This window comes from Nocardiopsis sp. NPDC050513, assembly GCF_044457925.1.
Lineage (GTDB): Bacteria > Actinomycetota > Actinomycetes > Streptosporangiales > Streptosporangiaceae > Nocardiopsis.
Map to the genome: position 1 here is coordinate 95,393 of NZ_JBITHK010000005.1, position 16,902 is coordinate 112,294.

Consider the following 16,902-nt stretch of genomic DNA (forward strand, 5'->3'; position numbering starts at 1 on the left):
TCGAAGAAGTTCGTATGGCCCTGTTGACAACGTTGACTCGGACGATGCAGGGTGAGCCACGTCACCGACTCCCGCAACCTCCCAGCGACCCACGGCCCGCCCGGCCGCCGCCGACCGGGCGCCCCCCGCCGTGGCCCCTCCCCCTCCGGGGGTCGAGATCGGAGAGCCGCATGCACCGACGACCGCACCCCGCCACCCCCCGCCCGCACCGGCCCGCCCCGGTCGGCCCCTCCGGGCACGCCACCCCCTGGAGCGCCGCCGTGCTGGCCACGGCCGCCGCCCTGACCCTCACCGCGGCGGTCCCCGCCGCCGCGGCCGCCGACCACCCCCACCGGCCCCAGCTGCACTTCAGCCCGGCCGAGCACTGGATGAACGACCCCAACGGCCTCATCCACCACGACGGCGTGTACCACCTGTACTTCCAGTACAACCCCGAGGGCGACCAGTGGGGCAACATGTCCTGGGGGCACGCCACCAGCCCCGACCTGATCCACTGGGAAGAGCAGCCGCTGGCCCTCCCGTACACCGACCGGGAGCACGTCTTCTCCGGCGGGATCGTCTTCGACGAGCACAACACCAGCGGCCTGGGCACCGCGCAGAACCCGCCCCTGGTCGCCGTCTACACCAGCGCCTACACCGACGCCTCCGACCGCCCCGGCATCCAGGCGCAGTCCCTCGCCTACAGCCTCGACGGCGGCTACACCTGGGAGCGGTACGCGGGCAACCCGGTCCTGGACATCGGCGACGCCGACTTCCGCGACCCCAAGGTGTTCTGGTACGAGGAGGGCGGCTACTGGGTGATGGCCGCCGTCGTCGCCACCGACCACGTCGTCCACTTCTACCGCTCCGACGACCTCCGGGAATGGGAGTTCCTCAGCGACTTCGGCCCCGCCCACGCCGACGGCGGCATCTGGGAGGTCCCCGACCTGTTCGAACTCCCCGTCGACGGCGACCCCGACGACACCCGTTGGGTACTCATCGTCAACCTCAACCCCGGGGCGGTCGCCGGAGGGTCCGGCGCCCAGTACTTCGTCGGCGACTTCGACGGCACCGCCTTCACCCCCGACCACCTGGTCGACTCCGGACCGCCCGAGGGCGAACTCCTGGCCGACTTCGAGGACGGCTACGGCGACTGGGAGGTGGTCAACGACCTCGACGGCGCCGGCGGCGACGGCCCCTTCGGCGCCGCACCCGCCCAGGGCACCCTGCCCGACCAACAGCACGTGCACGGCCACGAGGGCGGACACCTGCTCAACAGCTACGTCGGCGGCGACGCGCCGCGCGGCCACGCCACCTCACCCGAGTTCACCATCGACCGCGACCACGTCAACCTCCTCGTCGGCGGCGGGAACCACCCCAACACCGGCCAGGGCGGCGACGCCTCGGTCAACCTGGTCGTGGACGGCGAGGTCGTACGCACCGCCACCGGCCGCGACAGCGAACACCTCGACTGGGTGTCCTGGGACGTCGGCGACCTGGTCGGCCGCACCGCCCGCCTGCGCGTCAACGACGACGCCACCGGAGGCTGGGGCCACATCCTCCTCGACCACGTCGTCCTGTCCGACCACCCCCAGTCCGGACTGGCCGACTACGACTGGCTCGACTGGGGCCGCGACTACTACGCCGCCGTCTCCTACAACGACACCCCCGACGACGCCCGGATCACCATGGCCTGGATGAGCAACTGGCAGTACGCCGGAGCCGTTCCCACCTCACCCTGGCGCGGCCAGATGGCGCTCCCCCGCCAGCTGGAGCTGGAGACGGTCGAGGGACGCCCGCGGCTGGTCCAGCGCCCGGTCGACGGGCTCCAGGAGATCTACGGCCCGCCGCTGTACCAGCGCACGCGCGTCTCCGTCATCGACCAGGGCCTCCGCCTGGCCGACCCCGCACCCGGACAGGCCCACCAGGTCGAGGTCACCCTGCGCCCGGGCGGAACCGACGAGATCGGCCTGCGCGTGCACGACGACGGCGACCAGGCGACGGTGATCGGCTACGACAGCGGCGCGGGAGAGCTCTTCGTGGACCGCACCCGCTCCGGGAACACCGGCTTCCACCACGCCTTCCCCAGCCGGAGCCGCGTCCCGCTGCCCTTGGAGGACGGCGCTCTGCGACTGCGCGTGGTCGTGGACACCTCGTCGGTGGAGGTCTTCGCCGCCGACGGGCGGGCGGTGCTCACCCACCTCGCCTTCCCCGACCCCTCGGCCACCGGCGTCACCCTGTACGCCGAGGGCGGGAACGGCCTGGCCGAGGACGTCACCGTCCGACCGCTCACCCCCGGGACGGGTGCGGCAGAATGAGACCGTCCCCACCTGCCGGATCGCGGCGATGAGCCTTCGGGGGCGGCGCCTGACGGCGCCGCCCCGTCCGCGCACGGGGACGACGATCGGGACGACGCGGAGAGAAGCCGGGGTTCGAGTGTCGGTGCACCACAATGGCATGGAGGGACGGTCCACGTCCGCGGAACCGGTCCGCCGGGCCACGATGAGGGACGTCGCCGCACTGTCGGGGGTGAGCATCAAGACGGTCTCCCGCGTCATCAACGGCGTCTCCACGGTCTCCGACGAACTGCGCGACCGCGTCACCCGCGCCATCGTCCAGCTCGACTTCCAGCCCAACCTCGCCGCCTCCAGCCTGCGCCGCACCGACGGCGCCACGCGGCAGATCGCCCTGCTGCTGGAGGACGTGGCCAACCCCTTCTCCGCCACCCTGAGCCGCGCGGTGGAGAACGTCGCCCGCGGCCACGACACCCTCGTCTTCACGGGCAGCCTGGACGAGGACCCGCAGCGCGAACTGGAGCTGGTCCGCGCCGCCACGCTGCACCGGGTGGACGGCATCATCATCGTCCCCGCGGCGCCCGACCACGGCTACCTGCACCGGGAGATCCGCACGGGCACCCCCGTGGTGTTCGTCGACCGTCCGCCGCGCGGTCTGGCCGCCGACGCGGTCCTGGCCACCAACACCGGGGGCGCGCGCGAGGCCGTCCTGCACCTGGCCGACCACGGGCACACCGACATCGCCTTCCTCGGCGACGCGCGCACCATCAGCACGGTCGGGGAACGCGTGGCGGGCTACCGGGAGGCCCTGGCCGAACGGGGACTGCCCGAACGGCCCGGCCGCGTCGTCCAGGACCTGCCCGACACCGCCAGCGCCGCGCGCGCGGTCGCCGCGCTGCTCGACGCCGAACACCCGCCCACGGCCCTGTTCACCGCGCAGAACCTGGTCACCATCGGCGCGATCCAGACGCTCCAGGAGCGCGGTCTGCACGAGCGCGTGGCCGTCGTCGGCTTCGACGACTTCCCGATGGCCGACCTGCTCGTGCCCCGGGTGACCGTGGTCGCCCAGGACGTGATGCGGATCGGGACCCTGGCGGTGCGGCGGCTGTTCGAACGCATCGGGGGCGACGACGCCCCGCCCCGCGAGGACCGCGTGCCCACCACACTGGTGGTACGCGGCTCCGGGGAGATCGCGCCGCCGCGCTGAGTCCCGCTCACCCGAACGACGAGTAGGCCACCACTCCGCGCAGGACCAGGTCGGTGGCCTTGCGCGCGGTGGAGCGCACCTCCGGGTCGCCGGTGGCCCCGGCGATCTGGCCGAGCATGTCCGCGAGCATCTTGGCCGTGCGCACGAAGTCGCCGGCGGGCATGTCGGCCTGCCGCAGGATCGCGTCGAGCCGGTCGCCGCGCGCCCACCGGTGCGCGGTCCACACGAACCCGAAGTCCGGCTGGCGCAGGAACGACACGCGGTGGCGCGACTCGACGTCGTTGAGGTCGCCCCACAGCCGCAGCATCTCCTGGAGGGTCTCCTCGATCCGCCCCGGCGGGACCCTCGGGAAGGGGTCGTCGTTGCGGCGCGGCTCGTAGACCAGGGCGGCCGCGCAGGCGGCCAGGTCGACCGGGGTCAGGTCCTTCCACAGCCCCCGGCGCAGGCACTCGGCGACCAGCAGGTCCAGCTCCGAGTAGACCTTCGCCAGCTGGGCCCCGTCCGTCGAGACGGTGTCGTCCGTCAGGTAGCCCAGGTCCTCCAGGACACCGCACACCCGGTCGAAGGTGCGCGCGATGACGTGCGAGCGGCCCTCCACCCGGCGGCGCAGGCCCTCGGTCTCCTTGCGCAGGCGGAAGTGGCGCTCGGCCCAGCGGGCGTGGTCCTCGCGCTCGTCGCATCCGTGGCACGGGTGCGCGCGCAGCCCGGCCCGCAGCCGCAGCACCTCGGCGTCCTCACCGGCGTCGCGGGCGGCACGCCCGGCCTTGGGGGTGTCGCCCTGCTCCTTGAGCTTGTTGCGCAGGGTCGAGGCCAGGTCCTGGCGCGAGCGCGGCGACCGCGCCGAGAACGACTTGGGGATGCGCATCCGCCCGGACGGGTGCACCGGGATCGTGAAGTCGCTGGCGTTGATCCGTTTGACCTGCTTGTCGGCGGTGAGCACCAGCGGCGCCGGAAGGTCGAGCTTGAGCCCGGGGTCCAGGACGACGGCGTGGCCGGAGAAGCGGCCCGAGGGGATCCGGATGATGTCGCCCGGACGCAGCTTCTCCAGGCTCTCCAGGGCTTCGTCGCGGCGCCGCGCCGAACGGGATTTGGCCAGCACGGACTCCCGGTCGCTCAGCGCCCGGCGCAGCGAGGCGTACTCCATGAAGTCGCCCAGGTGGCACTCGGCGGAGGCCGCGTACCCCTCCAGGGCCTCCTCGTGCTTGCGCAGCTGCTTGACCAGGCCGACCACGGCGCGATCGGCCTGGAACTGGGCGAAGGACTCCTCCAGCATGGAGCGGCTGCGACGGCGGCCGACCTGGCCGACGAGGTTGACCGCCATGTTGTAGGAGGGCTGGAAGCTGGAGTTGAGCGGGTAGGTGCGGGTGCCCGCCAGGCTGGCGACCGACTCGGGGTCGGTCCCGGCCTGCCAGACCACCACCGCGTGGCCCTCGACGTCGATCCCGCGCCGCCCCGCGCGCCCGGTCAGCTGGGTGTACTCGCCCGGGGTGAGCTGGGCGTGGGTCTCACCGTTCCACTTGTCCAGCTTCTCCATGACCACCGTGCGGGCGGGCATGTTGATGCCGAGCGCCAGCGTCTCGGTGGCGAAGACGGCGCGGATCAGCCCACGGGAGAACAGGTCCTCGACGATCTCCTTGAACGTGGGCAGCATCCCCGCGTGGTGGGCCGAGATGCCCGACTCCAGGGCGCGCAGCCACCCCTCGAAGCCCAGGACCGCGAGGTCGGCCGGGGGGATGTCGGCGCACCGGGTCTCCGCGTACTCGCGGATCTCGGCGGCCTCCTCCGGGGTGGTGAGCACCAGCCCGGCGGCCACGCACTGGCGCACGGCGTCGTCGCAGCCGACGCGGCTGAAGATGAACGTGATGGCGGGCAGCAGGCCCTCGTCGTCGAGCTTGCCGATGATCGTGGGCCGCGTCGGCGGCGCGTACCGGGTGCGGGGGCGCATGTTGCCGCGGGCGCGCGCCTGCGGGGCGCGCTTCCGGTGCGCCAGCTGGGTGGTCCGGGCGTCCTCCTCGGCGATCCGGCTCAGCCGCGGGTTGATCGCCAGGCGCTGTCCGCCGACGACGATCTCGCGCGGACGCCACGACTGGTCGCGGCGGCGGTCGCGTTTGCGCTTGCGGCCGCCCTCGCGCCTCCCCTCCTCCTCGTCGGAGGCGTTCTCCTCCACCGGTTCGGCGAACAGGTCGTGGATCCGTCCGCCCACCATGACGTGCTGCCACAGCGGGACCGGCCGCTTCTCGTCGACGATGACGGTGGTGTCGCCGCGCACCTGCTGCAGCCACTCGCCGAACTCCTCGGCGTTGCTGACCGTCGCGGACAGGGCGACCATCCGCACCGACTCGGGCAGGTGGATGATCACCTCCTCCCAGACAGCGCCGCGGAACCGGTCGGCGAGGTAGTGGACCTCGTCCATGACCACGTACGCCAGCCCCCCGAGGGTGGCCGACCCCTCGTAGAGCATGTTGCGCAGCACCTCGGTGGTCATCACGACCACGGGCGCCTCGCCGTTGACGCTGTTGTCCCCGGTCAGCAGACCGACCCTCTCGGCGCCGTAGCGGCTGACCAGGTCGTTGTACTTCTGGTTCGACAGCGCCTTGATGGGGGTGGTGTAGAAGCACTTGGTCCCCTGGCTCAGCGCCAGGTGCACGGCGAACTCGCCGACCACCGTCTTGCCGGAGCCCGTGGGCGCGGCGACCAGCACCCCGTGGCCGTACTCCAACGCCTTGCAGGCACGGATCTGGAAGGGGTCGAACTCGAACCCGTACAGACCCTGGAAGGCCTCGATCGCGGCGCTGGAGGCGCTCTTGCGCCGACGGAAGGCGGCGTACCGCTCAGCGTGAGTACTCATATGCCTCTCAGACTATGAGGTCAGCTCCAGCATCTCGACCGCGCCGGGGACGACGTCGCAGACCAGCGGAGGGTGGCCGATCCGTTCGCCGTCGGCGTAGGCGGCCCCGGCCTCGGCGCGGATCGCGACCCTGCGACCGCGCTCCACTGCGACCAGGTCCAGACCGGTGTGGCCGCCGGTGAAGACCAGCGGGAACAGCCGCACGAACCGGGCGGTCGGCGCGGCGCGCAGGAAGACCACGTCGAGCAGGCCGTCGTCGGGCACCGCGTCGGGGCAGATGCGCATGCCGCCGCCGTAGGCGCTGGTGTTGCCGACCGCGACGAGCATGCCGGGCTCCTCGATCCGGCGCCCGTCCACCTCGACGGTGAAGTCGGCGGGGGCGAAGGAGCGCAGTTCGGCCAGCAGGCCCAGCACGTATCCGGCCCGGCCCACGCTGAACCGGAAGCCGTTCACCCGCTCGTTGACGCGGGCGTCGAAGCCGCAGGCCAGGACGCTCAGGAAGTGGCGCTCGGTACCGTCCTCCAGCCGCGTGCGCACGGCGTCGAACGAGCGTGTGCGCCCGGCCAGGATCGCGGCGGCGGTGTCCCCGACCGAGCGGCCGGGACGGCCGACGGCGCGGGCGATGTCGTTGCCGGTCCCGGCGGGCACGACCCCCAGGGGCACCCCGGTTCCCACGACCGCCTGCACGGCCTGGTGCACCAGCCCGTCCCCGCCCACGGTCACCAGGGCGTCGGGACGGTCGGCGGCGGACAGGCGGGCCAGCCGGCGGCTGTCGGCGGCGGAGCGGCCGACCAGGACGCGCACGTCGGCTCCCGCCTCGCGCAGGCGCTCCTTGAGCCGGACGGCGGTGACGGCGGCGCGGCCCCGGCCGGAGCGGGGGTTGACCAGGAGGTCGATCTCGGGGGTCATGGTGTGGTCCTTCAACTGCCCGGGGGTGCGGAGGGTGCGCGAGGGCCGGACCGCGCACACCCTCGCGCCCGGGTGCGCCCGACCGTCAGGACCCGTCGGTGCGGGCCCGCTCGGCCTCCTCGCGCTGGCGGCGATGGTACTCCTCCATCGCCTCGGGGGTGTTGAGCGGGGAGGGCACCCACGCGACCTCGACGTCGACCTCGCGGTTCTGTATGCGCCGCTCCTCCTCCGTCAGGTACTCCTCGGGGATGTCGAACTCGCCGTCGCGGGCCCCCAGGACGAAGGCCTCCCACTCGGCCGGGGTGAAGAACAGCGTGCCCTTCTCGGGCGACTTGCCGTCGCGCACGGCGCGGAAGCCGTCGTCGAACGTGGCGACCTCGACGACCGCCTCGGACTCCTCCTTGGACAGGGAGGAGCGCATCCACACCGCGTGCGTGGTGTCGTGCCACTTCTCGTTGCCCATGGCCTCGGGAGGAAGCTCACGCTTGGCTTCGGACTGCTCACTCATCGGACTGGCCCTTCACAACATCGGTCGTCCCCGGGAGCGGCCCGGGGCGCCGGGACCGTACCGTCCGGCCCCCGCCAGACCCTAGCGTGTCGCGGACGCGCTCATCGGCGCTTGGAGGACTTCTCCTCCACGTCCGGCCCGTCCAGGTCCGAGGGCGCGTCGTCGAGCTCGGAGATCTCGTCGTCCGCGAGGTCGGCGAGGGGATCGTCGCGGCGCTTGCGGCGGTCGTTGAGGAAGGCGAACAGCTCGGCCGCCTCGAACAGGATCACCAGCGGGACGGCCAGCGCGATCATGGAGATCGGCTCGGCCGGGGTGATGACCGCCGACACCGCGAACGCCCCGAAGATGATCGCCCGGCGCCACTTGGCCAGGGCGGCGTGCGGCAGGATCCCGGCCAGGTTGAGCAGCGCGACCAGCAGGGGCATCACGAAGCCCAGCCCGAACATGACCATCATGATGATCATGTAGTCGAGGTACTGGTCGACGGTCAGCATCGGGTCGGCGTCCTCGGGCAGGAAACCGAACAGCACGGTCAGGGCCAGGGATGTGATCCGGTAGGCCAGCGCGGCGCCGCCGACGAACAGCACCACGGCCAGCGGCACGAAGACGTAGACGTACCGCTTCTCCCGGTTGTGCAGGGCCGGGGCGACGAACGCCCACAGCTGGTACAGCCAGACCGGCGCGGAGACCAGGGCGCCGACGAAGATCCACACCTTCATCGCGACGAAGAACGCGTCGAAGGGGCCGGTGACGATGAGCGAGCAGCCCTCGGAGTCGAACGCGGACGACTCCGGCAGCGAACAGTACGGGGCGGTGAGGAAGTCCCACACCTGCTGGTAGAAGACGTAGCCCACGACGGCGCCCAGCACGAGCCCGATCAGCGCCTTGGTCAGGCGTCCGCGCAGTTCGCGCAGGTGGTCCATGAGCGGCATCCGGGCCTCCGGATTGGCCGCCCGGCCTCGTGCCCTCATCGTGTGGTCACTCTCTCTCGTCCGGTTCCGCTCCGTCGGAACCCGCTGACACCGTCACGCGCGGCACCCGGCCGCTCCGCGCACACGCCCGGACCGGCGCCCCGCGGGGCCGGTCCAGGAAGAGCGCGACTCAGTTGCCGTAGCTGCGGGGCTGGGTCTCACCGGACTCGTTGACGATGCGCTGACCGGGCGGCAGCTGCGGGTACCCCTGCTGCTGCTGTGACTGCGTCGGCTGCTGCTGCGCCTCGGCGCTCTGCTGCTGGGGGCGCTTGTCGTCGTCGCCGGACTCGTTGTCCTCGTCCATCAGGCCCTTGCTCTCGGCCTTGAGGATGCGCGCACTGCGGCCCACCGACCGGGCGAGGTCGGGCAGCTTCTTGGCTCCGAACAGCAACACGGCCAGGACCACCAGAATGGCGATGGTGGGTCCGTTGATGGCTCCCATGGTTCTACCTCTCTGTGGGGCGCAACCGAGCGCCTTCGATGGTACGCGCACTCGACTTCCGCGACGTCACGTTCCCGTTCCGTCCCGGTTGACGCGTTCTGGGTCGGCTCCGCTCGCCTGGTACCCGCCCGCGGCCCCGCTCACCGCCGCCGAGAGCACGCGCGCCCGCCGAAGCGCCCTCGCGGCGAGGACTCCGACGGCCACGGCCCCGGCGAGAACCGTGCTGAACAGGACAGCGAGGGCGATCATGCCCACCACCATATCCGCTCCGCCGTGACCTGCACCCCACCCCCCGGTGAACAGGCGGGCCGTGCTCCGGGGCTCGGCCGTCCGCTACCGGACCGCGCCCGCGCCGTAGTGGGCCAGCGCCCGCGCGGCCTCGGCGCGCACCTCCCCGGCGACCCCGGCCGGGGCGGCCACCCGGCACGAGGACCCCAGCGCCAGCGCGAGCCGCACCACCCACGCGGGAGCGGGCGTGCGCAGCGTCGCGCGGACCCCGCCCCCGGGGAGTTCGGCCACCGACTCGCACACGTAGTCCTCGGTGACCCACCGGGCGGACGGGTCCAGGTCGAGGGTGACCAGCGTGTCGCGCTCCGAGCGCTGGAGCACCCCCGCCGACAGGTCGCGGCGGCCCACGCCCTCGGGGACCCGCGCCGCCTCGGGCAGGACGGTCAGCTCCAGCACCCTGTCCAGCCGGAACAGGCGCACGTCGCCGCGCAGGTGGCAGTACCCCTCCAGGAACGGGTACCCGTCCTGCACCACCAGGCCCATCGGGTCGACGTCGCGCTCGGTCACCTGGTCGAGGTACCCGGACAGGTACCTCAGGTGCAGGCGCTGCCCCGAGTGCAGGGCGTCGGCGCAGCGGCGCTGGGTGGCGGCGACCTGCTCGTCCACCTCCACCCGCACCTGGACCGCGTCGGCCAGGGAGGCGACGGCGGCCCCGGCGGCCGCGCGCAGCTTCTCGCCCACCCGTTTGAGGGCGCCGCCCTCCAGTCCCTCCGCCTCGGGCAGGGCCTCCAGCAGCGACAGGCCCACGACCAGGCTCGCCGCCTCGTCGGCGGTCAACCGCAGGGGCTGGGCCAGGGTGTCGGCGTTGCCGATGATGATCTCGCCGGTCTCCCTGGCGGCGTCCAGGTCGACATCGATCAGGTCACCCGGCGTGTACCCGGGCAGACCGCACATCCACAGCAGGCTCAGGTCGGCGACGACCTGCTTCTCGCTGAGTCCGAAGTGCGCGGCCACCTCGGGCACGCGCACGTCGCGGCCCAGGGCGTAGGGCACGAGCATGAGCAGACGCCGCAGCTGGTCGGCGGAGCGGGGACCGCGCGCCGGAGCACCGGATCCCGCGTCCGCCGCCGGCCCGTCGGAGCCCTCGGACGGGTCCGCGGGCTCGGCGGTGGCCGCCAGGTGGGCGGCGATCGCCTCACGGGCGCCCGCGGGCTCGACGACGACCGCCCGCGCCCCGAAGGAGGCCACCCGGCGCACGAGGTCGGGGGTGTCGGAGTAGGGCAGGGTGAGGGTGTCCCAACCGCCGCCGGAGGTGTCCCGCTCGCCGGGCGCCACGCGCAGGGCGACGCGCCGCAGGTCGTGGGCGGCGTCGGTGCGCACGCGCACGACGGCGGAGCGTTCGGGTTCGGCGCGCTGCCCGGCCACCACCGACCGCAGGTCCACACCCTCGGGGACGACGACGTCGGGGCCGCCCCGCAGCACGCTCACCTCGCCGCGCACACGGCCGAGCCGGAAGACCCGGCGGGCGTCGCGCATCCGGTCGTGCCCCACCACGTACCAGTGGCCGCGCAGGTTGACGATCCCCCACGGCTCGACCTCGCGCCGCTCGGCCGTCCCCTGGCCCGGCTTGCGGTAGTCGAAGGCGATCGGCCGGCGGTCGCGCACGGCCTGCCAGACCGGGCCGAAGGACGGTTCGTCGGTGCGCATGGCGGGGGTCAGGCCGGGGGCGGCCTCGGTGTCCACCGGCACCCCGGCCGCCCGGAGCTTGAACAGGGCGTTGGCCGCGGCCTCGCCCAGGGACGCGTGCCGCCAGGCGCGCGCGGCCAGGCCCAGGACCAGGGCCTCGTCGGGCAGCAGCTCGATCTCGGGGAGCTCGTAGTCGGTGCGCGAGATGCGGTAGCCCTCCTCGCCGCTGACCGCGTCACCGGTCCCCACCTGGATGGGGATGCCGCTGTCGCGCAGCTCGCGCTTGTCGCGCTCGAACATGCGCTTGAACGCGGACTCGCTCTCGGCCTCCGCGTACCCCAGCACCGTCGTGCGGATCTCCTGGGCGGTGAGGTGGCGGCGCGTGGACAGCAGACAGATGACCAGGTTCAGCTGCCGTTCCGTCTTCCTGCGCGACATCGCCAGCACCCTTCTCGACGTGTGTGGTGGATCGACCGACGGGGGCCGCGCCTCGCGCGCGTCGCTCCGCCGCCGGTTTCAGCAACGAAGGTACCGTGCCGAACATGATCCGGTGGCGTCGTGGTGTGGTCCGTCAACTCCTGCCCTCCTGGCCCGGCGTGCGGCCGTGCGCGGTCGACCTGCCCGCCGAGGACGGCCGGGAGCCCGCCAGGTGCCGGGCGCTGGCCTACACGGACCTGGTCGGACACCCGCGCGTGGGGGACCGGGTCCTGCTCAACACCGGCGCCCTGGACCTGGGCCTGGGCACGGGCGGGTACGCGCTGATCGTCGCCGTGCCCGACCGGCTGCCGCCCGACGCGCGCGGCCCCGGACACCTGGTCAAGGCGCGCTACACCCCGTTCCAGGCGACCGTGCTGGGCGCCGACGAGCAGGGGTCCGCGCACCACGCGACGCTGTGCGCCGCACGGGGCGTGGACGGCATGCCCGTGGTGGTCGCCGACCTGCACTCGGCCCTGCCCGCCGTCGTCGCCGGTGTGCGCGCCGAACGCCCCGGGGCGCGGATCGCGTACGTGATGCTCGACGGCGGCGCACTGCCCGCCGCCTTCTCCCAGGTCGTGGCGGTACTGCGCGAGGAGGGGCTGATCGCGGGGTGCGTGACCACCGGGCAGGCCTTCGGCGGCGACCTGGAGGCGGTCACCGTGCACTCGGGCCTGCTCACCGCCCGGCACGTGCTGGGCGCGGACGTCGCCGTCGTGTGCCAGGGACCGGGCAACCTGGGGACCGGCACGCCCTGGGGGTTCTCCGGGGTGGCCTGCGGCGAGGCGGTCAACGCGGTGGCGGCGCTCGACGGACGCGCGGTGGCGGCGCTGCGGATCAGCGAGGCGGACCCCAGGCGGCGGCACCGGGGGGTGTCGCACCACAGTCTGACCGCCTACGGCCGGGTGGCCCTGGCGGGGGCGGACGTGGTCGTGCCCCGGCTCCCCGGGGCGTTCGGGGAGCGGGTGCGGTCCCAGGCCGCGGAACTGGCCGCACGGCACACCCTCGTCGACGTGGACGTCACGGGGCTGGAGGAGGCGCTCAGGTCGCTGCCCGTGAAGGTGTCCACCATGGGCCGGGGCTTGGAGCAGGACCGGGCCGCGTTCCTGAGCGCGGCCGCCGCCGGGCGGCACGCGGCCCTGCTGCCGGAGGCCTGAACCCGTCAGGCGCGCAGCAGGGAGTCGCCGTGCGGGGACGGATCCGGAATGTGGCCGGGGCGCGCGGACGTGAGCATGTGCGGTGACGGGACGTCGAAGAACGCGCCCGGCCGGAACATGGCCAACGACGTGGGCTCGGCACGCACGCCCTCGTCCACCCGGAGCGCGTCCGGGACGAACACCGTGCCGTCGCCGCAGGTGACGCCCCACTCGCGGCGGGACCCGGCGGCGACGATCTGACCGGGCGCGCCACCGGCGATCTCCCGGTGCAGCGTGCCCCCGCACAGGGTGATGTGGGCGCCGCCGAACCGCGCGAAGGCGCCCGGATAGGGATCGGCGAGCGCGCGCACCATACGGTCGACGTCCGCCCCGGACGCGGCGAAGTCCAGGTGGCCGTCGCAGGGGCGGCGCCGGGGCCACACCGACACGTGGCCGGTCTGCGGGCGGCGCGGCGCGGTGCCGTCGAGGAGGCCGTCCAGGTGGCGGATGAGGAGTTCGGCCTGGAGCCAGGAGACGCGCTCGTAGAGGGCGGTGGCGGTGACGTCGGGGGCGACGTCGAACCACAGCTGGTCGACGATGTCGCCGGACTCGGACCCGGGGTCGAGGTGGAAGAGGGTGACCGCGCTGGAGCGCATGTCGCGCAGGATGGTCCAGGGGATGGGGGCCCGGCCGCGCCCGACGGGCAGCGGGGAGGGGTGCAGACCGACGCCGCCCAGGGCCAGGGCGGACAGCAGCTGTTCGTGGACGACCTGCGACCAGCCCGCGACGACCATGAGGTCGATGCTGTGCGTGGCGAGGGCGTCGCGCACCTCGTCGGAGTTGATGTCGGCGGCGCGCAGGTGGGCCAGCCCGTGGCGCCGGGTCAGCGGTTCGTAGTCGAAGTAGCCGCAGCGGTGCGCCAGCTCGGCGGGGTAGGACACGACGAGGCTGGGCGGCCGTCCCTGGGCGCAGAGTTCCTCCACGGCCGGAACGCCCAGGCGCAGCCCGGAGACGTAGCAGTAGCGTCGGTCTGACATGGCTCCCCCTCGCCCGTGGACCGATGGGACCGACTCTACGCATCCCTCCGGGTCAGACCGTGGACGCCCGGATCTGAGGCGTGTCCGCGCCGCGGACGGCGACCGGGGGCAGCGGCGGGCGGGCGTGCGATGCTGGGCGACATGCAGGAACCATCAAACCGCCAGGCCCCGCACGATCCGTGGCGGGACCTCCGAGAACGCCTGAGCGCCGAGGCGTGCCCCCCGGACACCGGGGCCGAGATCTACGCTGGCGACCTGTGCTGGCGCGACCTCTAGTTCGATGCGGTGAGCGTCGGTCAGCGCGTCACCGCCGAGGTGACCGGGATCGGACGGGGGCGGATCCTGCTCTCCCTCGCCGCCACCGAGAACCCCGACCTGTGGGCGTTCGTCAACGTGACCCGGCTCTGGAGGACCGGGCTTGGAGGTAGCGCCCGACTGGCTGCTGGGTGGGCCCCTCCGTCCAGACACCCCTTTACGGGGTGGCAGGGGCGCGTGACTCACGCCCCGCGTTCCACACGGTCACACCACGAGCGGCGATGTTGTGGGAAGCGTTCCGGTCCGCGTGCGCAACGACGCCGCATGCCCGGCAGACGAAAAGCCCTTGGTCGACACGGTTTCGTGTGTCGACATGGTCGCACTCGCAGCACATCTGCGAGGTATGGGCGGGATCGACGAGGACCAGGGGCACACCGGCCCGCTTGGCCTTGTAGGCGATGAACTCTCCGAGCTGGGCGAAGGCCCAGCTGTGCAGCGCGGCCCGTTGGGGCTTCCTCTGCCGTACCCTCTGCCGGATGCCCTTCAGGTCTTCCAGGGCGATCCCGCGCGAGGTGCGTTCGGCCTCGGCCACGATGCGTTTGGAGATGCGGTGGTTGGCGTCCCGCACGCGGCGGGACTCCTTGCGGCGCTGGCGTTTGAGCAGGCGTTTGGCGCTCTTGGTGCCTTTCCGCTGGAGCTTGGCCCGCAGACGTAGTTGCCGCCTGCGGTACCGGTTGAGCTCGCGCCCGGCCATGACACGGCCGTCGGAGGTGGTGGCGATGTTGACGATGCCCAGATCCACCCCCAGGAACCCGTCGGGCTCATACACCTCAGTGTCGGGCACGCGCACGGTGACCAGCAGGAACCAGAGCGCCGGTCTCGTGGGCGATACGGGAGACGTGGTTGGCGTGGTCGTTGAGCGCGCGCAGGGTCGCTTCCAGCACCGCCGCCTGTTCGGGCGCCGGTGTGAGCTTGAGCTGCACCGTGATCGTCGACACACCCACATCCTGCACCCGCCCAGTGACACAAAGCAGCCGAACGCATAGCGAAGACGGTGCCTTCCGTCACCGGAACGCTCGACGTGGCCGGTGGGGCGATCCCTCCCGGGGCTGAAGCCCCGGGGTTCCTCGCCAAGACAGGATGACCTCACTCCGCCCGGGCGAGGTGCTCTCCGGCGTCGTGGCCGGCGTCCAGCGGTTCGGCGTCTTCGTCGCGCTGGACGACGGACCGCCGCACCCGGTCCTCCCCGGCGTGGGCTTCGTCCGGATCCCCGAGCTGAGCTGGGAGACCTTCACCGATCCGACCGAGATCGCCGAGGTCGGCCAGCCGGTCTCCGGAGCGTTCCTCCAGGCCTCCCTCCACAACGGCGAGGCGGTCCTGTCGTTGAAGGCGCTGGTCCCCGACCCCTTCCAGGACTTCGCCGACGCCGTACGCGAGGGGGCGACCGTGTCCGGGCCGGTCACCAAGCTCGTTCCCTTCGGGGCCTTCGTCCGCGTCGCGGACGGCGTCGAGGGGCTGATCCCCCTCGGCGAACTCGCCCGCGAACCCGTCGACGCGCCCGAACGGGCCATCCGTGAGGGAGAGCGAGTCACCGCCGTCGTCACCCGGGTCGAACGCGACCGCCGCCGGCTCCACCTGTCCCGCAGGCGGGCGGCGCCCGGCCCCGACCGCGGGTGATCCGGGAGAACGCGCGGACGCCCCCGCGCGGTGTGCGCGGGGGCGTCCGGTGCGAGGGGCTACTCCTCGGAGGAGGTGTCCTCCTCGGGCGAGGCTTCCTCCTCGGGGCCCTCCCCGCCCTCGGCCGGTTCCTCCTCCTCGGCCGGCGGCGGGTTGTCGTAGGCGCCCAGCAGGTCCACGACGAACACCAGGGGACCGGCGGGGCCGCCCCCGGCCTCCTCCGCGGTCTCCCCGTAGGCCATGTCGCCGGGGATCACCAGCAGCAGGCGGCTGCCGACCCGCTGGCCGACGATGCCCTCGACCCATCCCTCGATGACGCTGCCCTCGGCGATGGTCGTGTCGAAGGGCTCGCCGGCGCGGCTCCACGTGGAGTCGAAGACCGGGTGGCTGCCGTCCTCCTCGGCCTCCCAGCGCACGCCGGTGTACTGGACGATGATCTGCTGCCCCTCCTCGACCTCGGGGCCCGTCCCCTCGATCAGGGGCTCCACCGTCAGGTCCTCGGGGGCGTCGGTGTCCGGGATCTCGATCACCGGCTCGCTCACGTCGTCCTGCGTGACGGTCGGCAGGTCGCCGCCGCCGTCGCTGGTCTGCTCGCCGGGGACGACCGACCCGTTGCCGAAGCGCTCCATCACGTCGAGCACCAGCACGCTGGCGCCCTCGGGCACCTCCTGGCCCGCCGCCTCGGCCTGTGCCGCCTCCTCCTCGGACAGCGGCGGGAACACGTACACGACCCGGCTGCCGACGGCCTGGTTGACCAGAACGTCGGTGATGTACTCCGGCATCTGGTTCATGCGGATGAGGTCGGGGGCCCCGGTCTCGTAGCTGGACTGGCCCTCGACCGCCTCGCCCTCGCCCGGCGCGGTCCACTGGTAGGAGACCACGTTGGCGACGAGGAGGTCGTCGGCGCGCACCAGCTCGTCCTCGCCCGAGCCCGGGTTCACGACTCCGGAGATCTCCTCGTCCGGGAGCTCCTCGTCGGGGAAGGTGATCTCGGGCTCCTCGCCGACCGGCCCGGAGACCTCCGGGAGTCGGGGGTCGAGCTGCTCGTCGTCCATCCTGAGGAAGGCGGGCGTGCGCCACTCCTCGGGGATGGATCCGCAGCTCGAGACCGCCAGGGTGAGGGCGGTCAGTGGCACCGCGAGGGCGGCAGCACGTCGGTGCATCAGTCACAACCTCTGGTATCGGGCTCAGGACAGGGTCACACTACCGAATGGTCGGCACGTGGCCATCCCCGAGAACCGGTCCAGACAC

Annotated in this window: 16 protein-coding genes; 5 read left to right on the forward strand and 11 right to left on the reverse strand. The window is 73.0% G+C overall.

Annotated features, from left to right (window positions below):
• The first annotated feature begins 170 nt into the window (after positions 1-170).
• Positions 171-2,297, forward strand: a complete 2,127-nt coding sequence (locus ACIBFB_RS10730; protein ID WP_397228634.1) for a glycoside hydrolase family 32 protein — start codon at positions 171-173, stop codon at positions 2,295-2,297.
• Positions 2,298-2,436: 139 nt separating this feature from the next.
• Positions 2,437-3,480 (forward strand): LacI family DNA-binding transcriptional regulator, encoded by a 1,044-nt coding sequence (locus tag ACIBFB_RS10735; RefSeq protein WP_397228636.1) that lies wholly within the window; start codon positions 2,437-2,439, stop codon positions 3,478-3,480.
• Between the two features lie 7 nt (positions 3,481-3,487).
• Here the strand turns inward: ACIBFB_RS10735 and ACIBFB_RS10740 are convergent, their stop codons facing one another.
• From ACIBFB_RS10740 to ACIBFB_RS10770, 7 genes are all read right to left on the reverse strand, one after another.
• Entirely contained in the window at positions 3,488-6,328 is a 2,841-nt protein-coding gene (locus ACIBFB_RS10740; protein ID WP_397228638.1) for a DEAD/DEAH box helicase, read from the reverse strand.
• Positions 6,329-6,340: 12 nt separating this feature from the next.
• Positions 6,341-7,237, reverse strand: a complete 897-nt coding sequence (locus tag ACIBFB_RS10745) for a diacylglycerol/lipid kinase family protein (protein ID WP_397228640.1) — start codon at positions 7,235-7,237, stop codon at positions 6,341-6,343.
• 85 nt (positions 7,238-7,322) lie between these two features.
• Positions 7,323-7,745, reverse strand: a complete 423-nt coding sequence (locus tag ACIBFB_RS10750) for a DUF397 domain-containing protein (protein WP_397228642.1) — start codon at positions 7,743-7,745, stop codon at positions 7,323-7,325.
• A 101-nt stretch (positions 7,746-7,846) separates the two neighbouring features.
• The gene (gene tatC, locus ACIBFB_RS10755) at positions 7,847-8,677 is read right to left on the reverse strand and encodes a twin-arginine translocase subunit TatC (protein ID WP_397229243.1); all 831 of its coding nucleotides are present in this window, start codon (positions 8,675-8,677) and stop codon (positions 7,847-7,849) included.
• Positions 8,678-8,846: 169 nt separating this feature from the next.
• Positions 8,847-9,158, reverse strand: a complete 312-nt coding sequence (gene tatA / locus ACIBFB_RS10760; protein WP_397228644.1) for a Sec-independent protein translocase subunit TatA — start codon at positions 9,156-9,158, stop codon at positions 8,847-8,849.
• 66 nt (positions 9,159-9,224) lie between these two features.
• The gene (locus ACIBFB_RS10765; RefSeq protein ID WP_397228646.1) at positions 9,225-9,407 is read right to left on the reverse strand and encodes a hypothetical protein; all 183 of its coding nucleotides are present in this window, start codon (positions 9,405-9,407) and stop codon (positions 9,225-9,227) included.
• An 84-nt stretch (positions 9,408-9,491) separates the two neighbouring features.
• Positions 9,492-11,510 carry a helix-turn-helix transcriptional regulator gene (locus ACIBFB_RS10770; protein WP_397228648.1) on the reverse strand — a complete coding sequence of 673 codons (2,019 nt, stop codon included), beginning with the start codon at positions 11,508-11,510 and terminating at the stop codon, positions 9,492-9,494.
• A 104-nt stretch (positions 11,511-11,614) separates the two neighbouring features.
• Here ACIBFB_RS10770 and ACIBFB_RS10775 point away from each other — a divergent pair, with 104 nt between their 5' ends.
• A complete protein-coding gene (locus tag ACIBFB_RS10775) occupies positions 11,615-12,703 on the forward strand; it encodes a DUF3866 family protein (protein WP_397229245.1) in 1,089 nt (362 codons plus the stop codon).
• A gap of 5 nt (positions 12,704-12,708) precedes the next feature.
• Here ACIBFB_RS10775 and ACIBFB_RS10780 read toward each other — a convergent pair whose 3' ends face one another.
• A complete protein-coding gene (locus tag ACIBFB_RS10780) occupies positions 12,709-13,719 on the reverse strand; it encodes a methionyl-tRNA formyltransferase (RefSeq protein ID WP_397228650.1) in 1,011 nt (336 codons plus the stop codon).
• A gap of 141 nt (positions 13,720-13,860) precedes the next feature.
• Here ACIBFB_RS10780 and ACIBFB_RS10785 point away from each other — a divergent pair, with 141 nt between their 5' ends.
• The gene (locus ACIBFB_RS10785; RefSeq protein WP_397228652.1) at positions 13,861-13,995 is read left to right on the forward strand and encodes a hypothetical protein; all 135 of its coding nucleotides are present in this window, start codon (positions 13,861-13,863) and stop codon (positions 13,993-13,995) included.
• Between the two features lie 196 nt (positions 13,996-14,191).
• Here the strand turns inward: ACIBFB_RS10785 and ACIBFB_RS10790 are convergent, their stop codons facing one another.
• A complete protein-coding gene (locus tag ACIBFB_RS10790) occupies positions 14,192-14,836 on the reverse strand; it encodes an RNA-guided endonuclease InsQ/TnpB family protein (RefSeq protein ID WP_397229247.1) in 645 nt (214 codons plus the stop codon).
• Positions 14,805-14,972, reverse strand: coding sequence for a hypothetical protein (locus ACIBFB_RS10795; RefSeq protein ID WP_397229275.1), 168 nt, complete (start codon positions 14,970-14,972; stop codon positions 14,805-14,807). Before ACIBFB_RS10795 ends, ACIBFB_RS10790 begins: the two co-directional genes overlap by 32 nt.
• Positions 14,973-15,114: 142 nt before the next feature.
• On the opposite strand from ACIBFB_RS10795, the gene ACIBFB_RS10800 reads away from it, so the two are divergent.
• Positions 15,115-15,651: a S1 RNA-binding domain-containing protein gene (locus ACIBFB_RS10800; RefSeq protein WP_397228654.1), complete on the forward strand. Its 537-nt coding sequence runs from the start codon at positions 15,115-15,117 to the stop codon at positions 15,649-15,651.
• A gap of 59 nt (positions 15,652-15,710) precedes the next feature.
• On the opposite strand, the gene ACIBFB_RS10805 is transcribed toward ACIBFB_RS10800, so the two are convergent.
• Positions 15,711-16,814: an FKBP-type peptidyl-prolyl cis-trans isomerase gene (locus tag ACIBFB_RS10805; RefSeq protein ID WP_397228656.1), complete on the reverse strand. Its 1,104-nt coding sequence runs from the start codon at positions 16,812-16,814 to the stop codon at positions 15,711-15,713.
• Positions 16,815-16,902: the final 88 nt, after the last annotated feature.